A 13571-nucleotide genomic window follows, 5' to 3' on the forward strand; every position below is an offset into this window, starting at 1 on the left:
TATTCAGGAATTTATGCTTCTTCTGTCAGGCGCAGGAATTCTTCGATGTCTGCCACAGCCAGATCAACAGCTTTTTGCCAGAACTCAACTGTCGTCATATCCTCGCCGAGATGCTTCTTCGCCAAGTCTTCCACCATCAGGCGGCCCGTATCTTGGAGCAGTGCATCGTATTTCGGCGCGAAGCTCTCACCTTCTTCGAGCGCACGTGCATAGACACTCATGCTGAACAAGTACCCGAATGTGTACGGGAAGTTGTAGAACGGATACGACGTGATATAGAAATGCAGCTTGGATGCCCAGAAGTGCGGCTCGTAATCTGCCAAAGCTCCGTTGTACGCTTGCTTTTGCGCTTCTTCCATGATTCGGTCGAGATCAGTCGCGCTTACGAGACCTTCTTTGCGCTTCTCGTAGAAGTTTTTCTCGAAAATAAAACGAGCGTGGATGTTCATGAAAAACGCGATCATGGATTGCAGCTTATCTTCCAGGAGCACCAGTTTTTCATCGTCATTGGCTGCATTTTTCACAGCGGCGTCAGCAAGGATCATCTCTGCGAAAGTCGATGCTGTTTCCGCTACGTTCATTGCGTAGTTTTGGTTAAGTGCTGGCAAATCCCACATGACTTGCTGATGATATGCATGCCCCAGCTCATGTGCCAGTGTGGATACATTGCTTGCGCTTCCCGCGTATGTCATGAACACGCGGGACTGCTTGCTGACTGGGAAGCTCGTGCAGAATCCGCCTGGGCGCTTGCCAGGACGATCCTCTGCCTCGATCCAGCCCTCATCGAATGCCTTCTGCGCAAACTCAGCCATGCTCGGATTGAAGCGGTTGAAGTGCTCAACGATCAGGGCAGCTGCTTCATCGTAAGACACTTCTTTATGTACCTTACCGACTGGAGCTCCTACATCGTACCAGCTCAGTTTATCTACACCGAGCAGCTTTGCCTTGCGCTCCAGGTAGGCAACCAGACGATCCTTGCGATTGTCGATGGCCTGCCACATGGCATCGAGTGTTTTTTCCTGCATCCGCCCAATATCTAACGGCTCACGCAGGACGGAATCCCAGCCGCGATGACGGTACAGAGCGAGACGGAAACCACCCAAGTGATTCAGCGCCTGCGCGCACAGCTCCGTTTCCTTACCCCAAGCTTCTTTCCACTTTTCAAAAACATGGGCACGAACAGCACGGTCAGGACTGCTCATCAGGTTAGAAGCTTGCCCCACGGACATCTGCTTCGTCTCTCCATTGATCTCAACCTCAATGGTCATTCGTCCCACGACCGTGTTGTACAAATCTTGCCAAGCGTGATACCCATCTACGGCTAAATCGTTTGCCAGCACTTCTTGTTCAGGCGACAGCTTTTCCTGTGCACGGCGACGGCGCTCATTCAGCACAAAAGCAAGCGGTTGCAATTCTTCGTCTGCCAACAGATTCTCCCATGCAGCCTCATCGATCGCCAGCAGCTGCTCTTCCCAGCGCGTCAATACTCCACCAAACGCAGCCGAGATGCTCTTTACACGCCCACCAAGCAGTTTGGCTGGCTCATCCTTTACATTTTGAGCAGTCAGGCAGGAAATGAATGCACCTGCTTGTCTCACCCGCACGGCAATGCTTTGAACCTGAGTGACAACTGCCTTAAAAGCCGCTATTTCATGCAAACCAGCGCCAGATTGCTCGAAACGCGCTTTCAGGTTCGCAATATCCCCTTCCACAGTCCCTAAAAACGCCCAAAAATCCTTCGATTCACTACCACCAGGAAAAATTACATCCATATCCCAGCGTTGTGGCAATGCTTTTGTCATATGTACCCCTCCTCAAAAAACTCCTTCGATAAAAATATTTCTATAATAAGGTAGCTATTCCTGCCCCGTTTATTCATATCAACGTAAAAAGCGACTGCCATATAAGCAGTCGCCAACTTTTCACACCTATTGAACAGGGATTGAAAACGTCTCCCCTTGTTTTTCAACAACGATCCTGTCCCCCTCGTCCCCCGCTGCTGCCAACAGACGCTCGAACGGCTCATCAACCGGCTCACGCGAGAGCACAAACGTATTCCAATGAATGGGCACCAGCCACTTGGCTTCTGTCTCCTTGAACATTTGCCATGCTTGCTCTGGCGTACAATGCGCTGCTTGATACGCATCTGGCTTGTAGGCCCCAATCGGCATGAACACCAGATCAATAGGCCCGAATTGCTTTGGCAAATTTTCCATGGAGATATAAGCGGTATCGCCTGGATAGAGGATGCGCACGCCATTTTTCTCAATCATATAGCCGTTGTAGCCATACTCATGATTCCATGGAAAGCGGTTGCCCCAATGTCGGACAGGAATCGCAGTAACCGTCACTCCTTCTTTGGTTGTAACGGCTTCACCTGGCTGCATTTCCTCATACGAACCAAATGGCATATGCTTGAACAGCTTGCTCGTCTGGTACGCTGTAATGACATGTGTGGATCGATTCGCTATTTTCTGCAAGGTTGGCAGATCGACATGATCCAAATGGGCATGCGATAGCAAAATGATATCTACCTCGCCAATTTCAGCAAAGTCGAGGGCAGGAGGCGTAAAGCGCTTGGGGCCAAAATGGACACCTGCAAGCTTAATCCCGAGCTTCTCACCCAAAACTGGATCCGTCAGTATTTTCGTACCAAACATATTGATCAGAATCGTCGAGTGGCCGATCCATGTAATTGTGACCTCATCATGACTCCAGTCGGCAGGCATAGGCTTTTTCGTGTCCAGATGACGAAACTCCGGCTTCGGAAGCTGTCCCATATGGTACCAGTAGCGGTAAGCCACATAGCCAATGAATCCGATAAGAAGCACCCCCACAATGGAGCCTAGCCATGTAAAAAAATTGAGCATCAGACAACTCCCTTTATCCAGCTATGATTTCCCCATTATAGCAAAAGGCATCCTTGCTGTAGCAAGCCTAAAAAAGCGGCAAACTGCTTTTTACGCTTGCTTACTTCCTCATGCCAGACTTGCTATAATTGCTAGAGAAAAACGTAGAGAATAGAGGAAAAACCCATGATCCTGCACAAGGGAGAAGTCCTGTTCCGACAAGGCGAAACTGGACCGCTCTATCATCTGAAGAGCGGTCTGTTAAAAATCGTTCGGGTACATGCAGACGGAGCATTGACGCTGGTCAATATTATCGTTCCAGATGAAATCATTCCCCATCATTCATTGATGAGCCCGAATCCCTATTACGGGACAGCAATCGCTCTCGTGACCTGCGAGGTCGAAGTGCTGTCTGCCCCGGATTGGTATCGCCATCTGGAAGATCATCCTGAAAAGTGTCGTGATATCGCGCTACAGCTGCAAGGGAAGCTGCGGATGATGCAACAGCGTATCGACCAACTGACCGAAGTCTCTCCTGCTGAAAAGCTTCGCAAGCTCCAGCTTTGGTTTCAGACATTCATTCCTGTCGCCTCGCTTTCGGAATTGCTGACTCAGGATGAAATCGGTCAGCTCATCGGGCTTCGCCGCGAGACGGTAAATCGACTGCTGCGCGCTCAAGCTGCGAATCGCGAGTAAGCATACACTTTTTTCGTAGGAGCCTCTTTATGCCAAAGTCGCTGCCGGACCAAAAAACTCAAAATGAATGTCTTCTGCTGGCACTCCCCATTCCAATAGAGCACCGTTGATTGTCTTCATGAATGGAATTGGACCACAGAAATAGTAGCTCGCCTCTTTTGTATCGATGACCTTTTGCAGCCACGGCAAGTCGATATATCCTTCTTTCTGGAAAGCTCCATTCAGTCGATCTTGTTCGGTCGGCTGTGTATAGCACCAGTGAACAGAAAGCTGCGGATGCTTTGCGGCCAACTCCTCTACTGCCTGCTTCATGGCATGCACATTTCCGTTTTTGGCTGCGTGAATGAAGGTGATCGGACGGTCTGTTCCCGATTTGATCAGTGTGTTCAGCATGCTGATCATTGGGGTCAATCCTACACCACCACTGAGAAGCACGACCGGACGGCTTTCCTTCTGCTGTAAGATAAAATCTCCAGCCGGAGCAGACAACTGCAAGCTATCTCCTTCCTTCACTTCCTCTGACAAATAAACGGATACTTTTCCTGCTGGTTTATCTTGCATCGCGTCCTCGCGTTTGACAGTAATGCGGTAGTACGCATTCCCTGGTGCATCAGAGAGACTGTATTCATTCCCTGGTGCATCAGAGAGACTGTATTGGCGAATGTGCGTAAATTGCTCGCCCGGTAATTCTACCTTGATGCTGACATACTGCCCTGGCTCATAGCTAGAGATCGGTTGACCATCCGCCGGAACCAGATAAAAGGAAGTGATCACGTCGCTTTCCTTCACCTTGCGTTGGACGATAAACTCTCTGAAATCTTCCCATCCTCCAGGCTGTCCGCTCGCCTCTTCATACATTTCGTGTTCTACACCGATGAAGGCATCCGCAATGACCCCATACGCTTCCGCCCACGCTTGTAAAATCTCGTCTGTAGCGGCATCCCCAAGTACGTCCTTGATCGCAGCAAGCAGGTTTTCCCCGACGATTGGGTAGTGTTCGGCCTTCACTCCCAAGCTACGGTGCTTGTGTCCAATCTGCTTTACAACAGGCAAAATCGTTTCCAGCTTATCAATATACAAAGCCGCCGCATACACCGCATTTGCCAGAGCTGTTTGCTGTCTTCCCTGCTTCTGATTGGCGTGGTTGAAAATATGGAGAAGCTCAGGGTGCTTAGCAAACATCATTTGATAAAAACGTTTTGTAATGGCAGTTCCGTGTACCTCTAGCACAGGAACGGTTGATTTTATGATTTCAATGGTTTTTTGACTTAACATCGTAGAACCTCCTTGAAGTGCTTCGTTCTTTCTATATTTCAAGTGTACGGGAGGTTCACAGATACACATGTGATTCTGGTCACAGGAAAAAGAAACGATTTGTGACAACTGCAAAACACCATTAGAAAAAGTTATCCCCAACTGTCTTATTGCAAAAGAAACGATTGCCATGATAGCATATCAGCCAATAGATTGTTATTAAATTTCCAACAAAACACGGAAGGTGAATGAATGCTAAGCGTAAACCGAGATGACGAGCGTCCAATCTGGCAGCAACTGCTGGACCAAGCGATCCATAATATTACCTCCGGAAAATGGCAGCCAGGTGAATTGCTACTACCCTCCCGCGAACTCGCTTCTTTAATTGGCGTTTCCCGTTCCACCATACAGATTGTTTATGAGGAGTTATTCAGCCGCGGCTACACTGTCACCTCTCGTCGCGGCGGGACTAGAGTTAGCGAATGGACCTATGCCACTCGTCCATCAGAGGATGCTGCGCCTAAAGGACCTGTCCCCCCCGAATTGCCTATATTAAACGCTGCAATCGGTCATTTGCACGGTTGGTTCGGGGACAAAGGTAGTCAACAGATTGAGATCGATTTCAGTCCCCATGAGCCATATTTAGACGAACATTTTCAAAAGAATTGGAGACGTTCGTTTTTACAGGCTTCCACAGAAACGAATCTGGACAGTTGGGCTTATGGCAATGCCTATGGATACCAACCGCTACGAGAACAGATTCAACGTTATTTGTCACTTGAACGGGGCGTTCATGTGACGATTGATCAAATCATGTTAACCTCAGGTGCACAACATAGCATCGATTTGATCGCACAAGCCCTTTTACATGAAGGAGATACCGTTTCTGTTGAAGATCCTGGCTTCCCTGCTGCCTGGATGGCAATGAAGTATCGGCGTATGGAAGTTGTCTCCGTTCCAGTTGACGAGTACGGGTTGTGCGTAGACCAAATTGATCCGGAGTCCAAGCTTGTTTATGTTACGCCATCGCACCAGTGTGCGGTTGGAGTCATTATGTCGGAACCTCGCAGGCAACAATTGTTACACATGGCTACCCAGCAGCAGTTTTGGATTGTGGAGGATGATTACGACAGCGAATTTCGCTATCGCGGCGACCCACTTCCAACCTTGTTCTGTCAGCGACCTCAGAACACATTGTATATGATGAGTTTTTCCAAAATGATTGCTCCTGGTATTCGGATATCGGCAATCGTTGGTCCCAATGAGGCCATTCGTCAGCTCGCCCAAGTCCATGAATTAACCTATCGGCATCTTCCGATTATGGAGCAATTAACACTTACTCATTTTATTGAACATGGTCATTTCATGCGCCATATGAGACGGGTTCGAAATGTATATCGGCGCAGACATGAAGCCATGACGAAGGCCATCATCACGACCGGACTCGGCGAACACTTCACACTAAGCGGCGTAGAAACGGGATTGCATATCCTTCTTGAAGCTGATCAATCGTTTGATGAAGAAGCCGCGACGATCCTAGCACTCGAAAAAGGAATCCGTGTTTATCCACTTAGCAAGTATTGTTTGAAAAGCGATCGAAAAGGATGGGTGCTGGGTTTTGCTAAAGTAGATGAATCCACCATTGAAGAAGGCATTTTTCGTCTTGCAGAGATTACACGGTTTTACCAGAATTGAACATTTTTTCTTCTTCTATTGGATTTTCTTTCGCAGTGATATGCTGTGGATCTATTCGATACACCTGTACTGGTCCACCGAATACTGCTGAACGGTATTTGTCTACGTGCTGCTTGGGTAAAGGACGATTGAAGTAGCCAGGCACATACTTATTCATCATTTCTTGCAACATGTGTGTCGCTTCATCCAGATCGACTATAGGCTGTGCCTTGCCAAAAATCATTACACTCATATACGCTGTGTCCGTCTTAGCTGGCACCGGATCAGTAATCGTTCCATATTCTTCACAAACCGTAAAGCAGACCTCTGGATTAGCATCCATAACCTGATTTCTTCTCCCGCCGCTGGCTCCATGGAAATAAAGCTTCCCATTTGTCCAAACAAAATTGAGCGGAACAACATACGGCAAATGACCATCGACCATTCCAAGATGTCCGATTCTAGCTTGCTGCAAAAATGTCTCCATCTTGCTCTTATCCAATACTTCTCTCATTTTGTAACGCACTCCATCCATCGTTATCACTCCTATTTTTTTGAAGAATGCTGCAAGTTTACCAACCATTGGAGTGAAGATATACGTCCAAAACTATCAAATTGAAGCAATCCATAATCTAACGTCTATAACATGAGAAAAACAAAAAGCTGCCGGAACATCCCGGCAGCAGGCATTTTCTTATTACTCCGTATGATTGATGAAATGAGCAATTTCTTTCACTCTCTCCATTGTAATTCCTTCTCTTTGCTCAACTGCAAGTGGGTGATTCGTTTGTTCTAATTCTATTAAGGGAACCGCACCAACTTTTTGTGTATGTACCCATGTTTTTAAGGATAGGGTAGTTTCTGGGTAGATGGAAAGCTCAGTCGATAGCCAGCCAAAATAAGGTTCTTCATTTTCTCTTCCTTCTACGTCTAGCAATTCATTCGATCTCAAAAAGTTTTCTTCACTAAGAGAAACCCAAACACTCCATATAAATTTCTCAGTACTATCTATTATTGGTATTTCAATATGTCCTCTAATATAGAAATGCTGTTCATCAATTACACAAAAGTCTTTTATTAATTCTGTTCGTTTCTCTTCTGGTACCATGTAAAAATAATGTGGCGCTTCTATTCCGTAACAGAAAGGAATTTCATTTAATTCGTTGTGACAGTGAGGGCATTTCATGTTATTTGCTCCTTATCGTTTCTCGCCGATTTTTTATTTACATTACCACATATTTCATGACATGGATCATCTCCCATGCTACAAAAAAAGATCATCCCCAATCAAGCTGGAATGATCTCAATGCTTCTAATCAGTTTTGACAATGCCAAACGGAAACCCGTTCCCTTACAAAATTGGCTATGTTGTGGATGTCATTAATATCGAAAAAGGGCAACCCCGGCTGATGCTTGTCTGACCAACCTACGATCCCTACCAAATTAGTAACAATTGATAAAAGCTCCTCATCTTCTGGTCTGCGAAGCAGGACGAGCTTGGGATAGCCTTCACGCTTGAAGCCTTCTACCAAAACGAGCTGGGCTCCGGCATCTGCCAAGCGCTGGATCAGGACGGACAACTCCTGCGGCTTTTGCTCCACAATGGCCGTTTTCGTTTTGGATGTGATCGCGACTAGTGAGGCTCCGGCTTCACGATAACGCCAAGTGTCCTTCCCTGGCTGATCCCACTCAAAATCGTGTCCGCCATCATGCTTGATGACCCCAACTCTTATCCCTGCTTTTTCGAGAATCGGAATGAGCTTGGTGAGCAGAGTCGTCTTGCCACTGTTCGAATAACCGACAATCTGCAAAACACAAGGTGGCTTGACCATTCGCTATCCCTCTCTTCTCCAAGTTGGGGCGGCATGTGTAAGCACATCAACCAGCTCTCCTACTTTTTTCCCGCTTCCCCCGGCTGGTATGATCATAAAGCATTCACTGTCCTTCAACGTCCCCAGATTCCCTGCCTTTTCATTGAAATCAGGGATTGCGTGCAAAACCCCGTCTTTTTCGAGGAGCTTCCCTCGCAGATAACGTGGGTATGGACAAGGCTTCGTATAATCGACGCCGAGTCTCGCCTTAATCACCTGTTGCACGACATGGGTTTCTCCCGAGAAGCGACGAATGGCTGCTCGCGCAAATAACTCAAACCCAAGGAAACAGGCACCCGGATTCCCTGATAGGGCAATCAAAGGCTTTCCCTCCATGAGCATGGCTGTCGTTGGACTTCCCGGACGTACTGCGATCCGGTTGAACAAAAGCTCCACCTCAGGCTCATCTACTAAAGCCGCGATCACATCAAAATCCCCAACGGATACACCACCGCTTGAAATGACCAGATCCACGCCCCGCAAGCATTCACTGATTTTCTCCTTCGCCACCGACAAATCATCAGGCAATCTCGAAAACGAAACAGGGATGCCCCCTGCTTCGGCAATCAAGGCAGTCAGCATCACCGTATTACTGTTGCGAATTTTGCCTGGAGCAAGCGGCTGATCAATCTCCAATAGCTCGCTTCCAGTCGAAATCAAACCGACACGCGGCTTGCAGAACACCTCAACCTGCGAATAGCCAAACGTAGCCAAGCTGGCAAGAGTACCTGCGTTAATCCGCTCGCCCGTTTTGGCAATGATCGTTCCTTTGGCCATCTCTTCACCGCGACGCGATACATTTTCCCCAGGCTTCATCTCCCGCTTGATCCGTACAGTATCGGCCTCTTCGGCTGGGTTGTGCGTTTGCTCAAACATGATGACCGCATCTGCACCCGCAGGCATCATCGCACCTGTCATGATCCGCGTCGCGTAGCCCTTTTTCAATTCTCTAGAAGGTACTTGCCCGGCCGCAACCGTCTCTAGCACTGTTAGTGTAATCGGGTGGTCAACGGAGGCCCCAACCGTATCCACAGCTCTCACGGCAAACCCATCCAGCGGCGAGCGGTCAAAGTGCGGCAAATCGTATGTTGCATGTAGATCAGAGGCCAGTATCCGCCCGTATGCCTCCCCGATCTGCACTTGTTCCGTTCTCCCTGTCAGCAGTTTTGCCAAAAGCTTGCTCATCGCTTCCTCAACTGAGAGTGTTTGTCGCGAAAAACGCATGGCTTGTTCCCCCTAATCTTGACCACCCATTGATGCAGCTCGTCAGCCGACGTTTACTTCCAAATCTTCTACTTCTCTCTCCACGTATTTCAAATCTTTATTGGCGTGGAAAGTGTCCGCTTTTTCAATCTTCACGGCTGTATTGTATTCGGGAATACCTGCGTATGTCTCGTATACACCCTTCGGAATGAGTACGTTCCCTTCCGGCCAGTGTACTTGAATATTTCCGCGTCTGGTGTCCTCGAATTTGGCACGTCCTTGGAACGTTCCATATTTATTGTAAACGACGATATTTTCGCCTTCTGCAATGCGCAGTTCTTTTGCATCCTCTGCATTGATCAGGATATCATAACGGTCCGCATTGTTGAACGGGTCTTTCTTGCTATAAATCATCGAGTTGAACTGCTTACCGCGACGAGTCGTTACATAGAAGTGTCCCTCTGGCTTGTTCAAATCCGGAATCTCAATCGGAATCAGATTCGCTCGGCCATCCGGTGTCGGGCATATGCCGCCTTCGCACAACCATGCACCGCCCCATTGGAAAACATCTCCACGGTTTTTCAGATGCTGGATCCCATCGTAGTTCGGATTTGCCTGGGCAATCTCTGCGCGAATTTCAGCTGCGCTTGAGAAGTGCATCAGATGCTTTTTCTCTGGATTTACCCGTGCCGCCAGATCTACGTAAATCTCCCATTCCGAACGTGCTTCTTCAATTCGTGGCCCTTCCACTTCGGCACTGAAGTAAACCATACGCTCTGTACTTGTCGAAGTACCGCCACCCGGCTGCTCGTAGCGAGTCATTGCTGGCAGTACGATGACTTCTTCCTTCGCATCCACCAACGTAGATGTATTGAAAATGATGTCCTGATGTACACGAACTTCTATGCTCTCCAAGCATTTTTGCATGAAGTCCGGATCTGGCATCGTCTCCAGGAAGTTGCCGCCACTCGTATAGAACAATCTGGTCTTGCGTTCATGTCCATCTGGCAACACTGCATTTTCCAAAGAAATACCGACGATATCTCCTTGCCATTTCGGGATGGGGAAGTTCCAGAGCTTTTCGATCCGGTTCCAGGATTTTTCTTCAAAATCTCCACCTGGCAAGCTGAACGGATCGGCACCCATTTCACCAGAGCCTTGTACGCCAGAGTGTCCGCGAATTGGCATAAGACCAGTGTGCTTGCGACCCAAGAATCCACGAAGGATGGCCAGATTGGCTACTTGAGAAATATTGTCCGTACCGAATTTGTGCTGGGTCAGACCCATGCTCCATACGAATACACCATTTTTGGAGTGGGCGAGCAATTCCGCGAATTCCTTGATACGCTCGCGGCTAAGACCGGAGGATTCCTCGATCTTCTCCCACGATTCATTCATCACATGCTTACGCAGCTCCTCGATTCCGTTCGCGTGCTCCTTGATGAATTCATGATTAATCGCAGAACCTGGTTTGGCTTCCTCCATCTCGAACCAAATCTTCATCACGCCGTTCATGAATGCGATGTCGCCGCCAATGTTCACTTGATAGAAATCGTCTGCAATCTTCGTTCCGAACAAAGCACTATCCGGTACAGATGGGATCCAGTACTTTTCCATCGCTGGCTCTCTGTACGGGTTGATCAGGATGATTTTCGTTCCTGCTTTTTTCGCTGCATACATGTATTTCGTCGATACAGGCTGGTTGTTACCTGGTACAGAGCCCCAGAATACGAGCACATCGGTACCGATCCAATCCTGATAGTTACAGCTCGATGCACCAATCCCAACCGAACGCTTCAATGCTGTCTTACTCGGCGAGTGGCAAATACGTGAGGCGTTGTCGATGTTGTTGGTTCCGAGGAAACGAGCCATTTTAGCTGCCGTGTAGTATACCTCGTTGGTAATTCCACGAGCGGTCAAGAAAAAGGCCAGCTGTTTCGGGCTGATGTTTTTGATTTTTCTCGCGATGCGGTTTAACGCTTCATCCCAGCTAATGCGGGTGAACTTGTTTTCGCCTGGCTTTCTTGAAAGCGGATACGGAATTCTTCCCAGCTTGCGCAGTTCTTCGCTGGACAGCTTGCGCAGCGCATTTACGTCTTCAAACCATTTGGCATCCATGGCAGGCATGGTATTGAGACGCAGTACGTTTAATCTCGTGGTGCACAAATGCGGACCAGTCAATGTCTGATCGTAGAGACCGGATACACCGAGAGCGCAGCCATCGCATACCCCTTGGGTCAAAATACGATAGGCATACCCCAAATTATCGCGATTGTCATAGGCCACCTTCATCGTATCGCGAATGTGATGAGGCTTGATTTTTCCGAGTCCCATCGGCATCAGTGAAGCCCATAAGGAAGGCTTCCACGAAGTATCCAGCTTAATTGGTCCTCCATGCTTGGTCTTGCCCATTTCTTTTGTCTCCCCCTCTAATAAACTCCATTGAGACGAAAAAACCACCATGAAACCGTCCCTTGTCCTATAGGAAAAGAGCGTGTTCACGGTGGTTGTCTACGGCAGGTTCGCTACCCAGTCTCAACTTCGTGTTTGCCTTCGCGAATTCCGTTACGTCTAAGCCGGTGAACAGGAACGCTGCTTCGTTTAGACTTACGGTTTGTTTTTCATTTTCTTTTCAATGTCTTGATCAAATACAAAGATCGACATTCCAAAATCCCGTTCAATGTCAATATCGACGAATAGATCAACGAGCTTTGCTCCAAGAAACGCTTCCATGTCAACTGGCTGGTGTTTCCGATAGATCTCTTTGACCATTTCGGTTCGGGCAGCTCGTAATGTCTGCTTTCCGTCTTCCGAAGTGGCGATGAACTTTTCCACCGGAGAAAGGTTGCCTTCCATCTCGCAGATCGCCCAGTTCTTGCAGAACGTGGTGCTGATCTTGCTCGGTCCCTTTCCCATATGGCGCTTTCGGAAAGCCCTGACCAAATTACTTCAAATCATTCTCTGCTTAAACTTTACCATTGATTAACTAACCAATTCAACAGACTTTTCTCTTTGTTTGGCTTCTTCCTTCCGTTTTTTGATATCCAGACGGACTAATAGCGAGATCACCAGAGCGACAACGAACATTCCAGCGAAAACACTCAATTTGACCAACGTCGATACTGGCGTAATATAGCCTACCCCAAGTCCGATACCGCCCAACACACCATAACATGAGTACAACTGGGGCAGGAATGCTACATCAGCATCAACAAGCATTGTGTTCTATGTAAATCACTGCAAGGCTACAAAATAATCGGTGGCAGGGTCGCTGCTCCGTGTCAATCTGTCCTTATGCTATGAATACATGGAAAGACGAAAATTTTATGACACTTTTCATTTCACATAGTATACTGCCATTTGAGACTTCCACGGCTAAAGCCGCATCTTAGGCTGACAGACTATTACCATCTGCCACAGGTTGGTGCATAATATTGATGGCTCCAACCCGATCACGATGCGCATGGAATCCACATGAACATTCGTACATTCTGTCTTTCGCTTTGTTCCTCTCTCTACAGGCATGACAAGATTGAGAAGTGTAGGCGGGATTGACCTCCACGACTTGTATGCCAGCAAGATTTGCTTTGTAGGAGATAAATTGTTGAAGTTGATAGAAAGTCCAACTATGCAGGTTCTTTGCGTTTTTACGGCTTGTTCTTGCCGTCTTGCGAATATTCTCTAGTCGTTCAAGCTTGATGATTGTCACACCTTCCTGAATAGCTGTATTGACAATTTGACGACTGATCTTGTGGTTTTGATCTTTCATCCAACGTTGCTCTTTATTGCCTAGCTTCCGAATGGCAGACGTTTTTTTGAGTTTACCTAATTTGCGTCTACGCTGTTGGTGCTTTCTACCCATGACGTTTTGGTTGATTGTTACGCTTGTAGGCACTTCTACGGAAATTTGAGCGTACCATTTCTCTGACTTTTCAATGATACGCATCAATCCAACTTTTCCTTTGCTTAACAATTCCCTGTCTCGGCTCGTCATCGTAGCACGAAACGAAACGCCGTTTTCTTC

At 47.7% G+C, this 13571-nt stretch carries 13 protein-coding genes; 2 read left to right on the plus strand and 11 right to left on the minus strand.

Annotated features, from left to right (window positions below):
- Positions 1-11: 11 nt before the first annotated feature.
- Together E8L90_RS17105 and E8L90_RS17110 are read right to left on the minus strand one after the other, a co-directional pair.
- Positions 12-1802, minus strand: coding sequence for a M3 family oligoendopeptidase (locus E8L90_RS17105; protein ID WP_137030491.1), 1791 nt, complete (start codon positions 1800-1802; stop codon positions 12-14).
- 126 nt (positions 1803-1928) lie between these two features.
- The gene (locus E8L90_RS17110) at positions 1929-2870 is read right to left on the minus strand and encodes an MBL fold metallo-hydrolase (RefSeq protein WP_137030492.1); all 942 of its coding nucleotides are present in this window, start codon (positions 2868-2870) and stop codon (positions 1929-1931) included.
- Between the two features lie 165 nt (positions 2871-3035).
- Between E8L90_RS17110 and E8L90_RS17115 the strand changes: the two genes are divergently transcribed.
- Positions 3036-3545 carry a Crp/Fnr family transcriptional regulator gene (locus E8L90_RS17115; RefSeq protein WP_137030493.1) on the plus strand — a complete coding sequence of 170 codons (510 nt, stop codon included), beginning with the start codon at positions 3036-3038 and terminating at the stop codon, positions 3543-3545.
- 27 nt (positions 3546-3572) lie between these two features.
- On the opposite strand, the gene E8L90_RS17120 is transcribed toward E8L90_RS17115, so the two are convergent.
- The gene (locus E8L90_RS17120) at positions 3573-4820 is read right to left on the minus strand and encodes an NO-inducible flavohemoprotein (RefSeq protein ID WP_137030494.1); all 1248 of its coding nucleotides are present in this window, start codon (positions 4818-4820) and stop codon (positions 3573-3575) included.
- 231 nt (positions 4821-5051) lie between these two features.
- Between E8L90_RS17120 and pdxR the strand changes: the two genes are divergently transcribed.
- Positions 5052-6494 carry a MocR-like pyridoxine biosynthesis transcription factor PdxR gene (gene pdxR, locus E8L90_RS17125; RefSeq protein ID WP_137030495.1) on the plus strand — a complete coding sequence of 481 codons (1443 nt, stop codon included), beginning with the start codon at positions 5052-5054 and terminating at the stop codon, positions 6492-6494.
- On the opposite strand, the gene E8L90_RS17130 is transcribed toward pdxR, so the two are convergent.
- The 8 genes from E8L90_RS17130 to E8L90_RS17165 form a co-directional block, all read right to left on the minus strand.
- Positions 6472-7008, minus strand: a complete 537-nt coding sequence (locus tag E8L90_RS17130; protein WP_137030496.1) for a pyridoxamine 5'-phosphate oxidase family protein — start codon at positions 7006-7008, stop codon at positions 6472-6474. The two genes, pdxR and E8L90_RS17130, sit on opposite strands and share 23 nt — an antisense overlap.
- A 162-nt stretch (positions 7009-7170) precedes the next feature.
- On the minus strand, positions 7171-7659 hold the full coding sequence (locus E8L90_RS17135) for a DUF2199 domain-containing protein (protein WP_137030497.1): 489 nt from the start codon (positions 7657-7659) through the stop codon (positions 7171-7173).
- A gap of 130 nt (positions 7660-7789) precedes the next feature.
- The gene (gene mobB, locus E8L90_RS17140) at positions 7790-8305 is read right to left on the minus strand and encodes a molybdopterin-guanine dinucleotide biosynthesis protein B (protein WP_137030498.1); all 516 of its coding nucleotides are present in this window, start codon (positions 8303-8305) and stop codon (positions 7790-7792) included.
- Between the two features lie 3 nt (positions 8306-8308).
- Positions 8309-9568 carry a molybdopterin molybdotransferase MoeA gene (locus tag E8L90_RS17145; RefSeq protein WP_137030499.1) on the minus strand — a complete coding sequence of 420 codons (1260 nt, stop codon included), beginning with the start codon at positions 9566-9568 and terminating at the stop codon, positions 8309-8311.
- A gap of 42 nt (positions 9569-9610) precedes the next feature.
- Entirely contained in the window at positions 9611-11959 is a 2349-nt protein-coding gene (locus E8L90_RS17150; protein ID WP_137030500.1) for an FdhF/YdeP family oxidoreductase, read from the minus strand.
- 195 nt (positions 11960-12154) lie between these two features.
- A complete protein-coding gene (locus E8L90_RS17155) occupies positions 12155-12490 on the minus strand; it encodes a Na-translocating system protein MpsC family protein (protein WP_279633657.1) in 336 nt (111 codons plus the stop codon).
- Positions 12491-12529: 39 nt separating this feature from the next.
- Positions 12530-12730 (minus strand): hypothetical protein, encoded by a 201-nt coding sequence (locus E8L90_RS17160; RefSeq protein WP_162309016.1) that lies wholly within the window; start codon positions 12728-12730, stop codon positions 12530-12532.
- Between the two features lie 205 nt (positions 12731-12935).
- The gene (locus tag E8L90_RS17165) at positions 12936-13493 is read right to left on the minus strand and encodes an RNA-guided endonuclease TnpB family protein (RefSeq protein WP_244297273.1); all 558 of its coding nucleotides are present in this window, start codon (positions 13491-13493) and stop codon (positions 12936-12938) included.
- Positions 13494-13571 lie beyond the last annotated feature (78 nt).

This window comes from Brevibacillus antibioticus, assembly GCF_005217615.1.
Taxonomy (GTDB): domain Bacteria; phylum Bacillota; class Bacilli; order Brevibacillales; family Brevibacillaceae; genus Brevibacillus; species Brevibacillus antibioticus.

Excerpts from the sequence above, each read along its gene's own strand:
- E8L90_RS17105 (WP_137030491.1), bottom strand. The coding sequence starts at position 1,802 with ATGACAAAAGCATTGCCACAACGCTGGGATATGGATGTAATTTTTCCT.
- E8L90_RS17110 (WP_137030492.1), bottom strand. The coding sequence starts at position 2,870 with ATGCTCAATTTTTTTACATGGCTAGGCTCCATTGTGGGGGTGCTTCTT.
- E8L90_RS17115 (WP_137030493.1), top strand. The coding sequence starts at position 3,036 with ATGATCCTGCACAAGGGAGAAGTCCTGTTCCGACAAGGCGAAACTGGA.
- E8L90_RS17120 (WP_137030494.1), bottom strand. The coding sequence starts at position 4,820 with ATGTTAAGTCAAAAAACCATTGAAATCATAAAATCAACCGTTCCTGTG.
- pdxR (WP_137030495.1), top strand. The coding sequence starts at position 5,052 with ATGCTAAGCGTAAACCGAGATGACGAGCGTCCAATCTGGCAGCAACTG.
- E8L90_RS17130 (WP_137030496.1), bottom strand. The coding sequence starts at position 7,008 with ATGGATGGAGTGCGTTACAAAATGAGAGAAGTATTGGATAAGAGCAAG.
- E8L90_RS17135 (WP_137030497.1), bottom strand. The coding sequence starts at position 7,659 with ATGAAATGCCCTCACTGTCACAACGAATTAAATGAAATTCCTTTCTGT.
- mobB (WP_137030498.1), bottom strand. The coding sequence starts at position 8,305 with ATGGTCAAGCCACCTTGTGTTTTGCAGATTGTCGGTTATTCGAACAGT.
- E8L90_RS17145 (WP_137030499.1), bottom strand. The coding sequence starts at position 9,568 with ATGCGTTTTTCGCGACAAACACTCTCAGTTGAGGAAGCGATGAGCAAG.
- E8L90_RS17150 (WP_137030500.1), bottom strand. The coding sequence starts at position 11,959 with ATGGGCAAGACCAAGCATGGAGGACCAATTAAGCTGGATACTTCGTGG.
- E8L90_RS17165 (WP_244297273.1), bottom strand. The coding sequence starts at position 13,493 with ATGCGTATCATTGAAAAGTCAGAGAAATGGTACGCTCAAATTTCCGTA.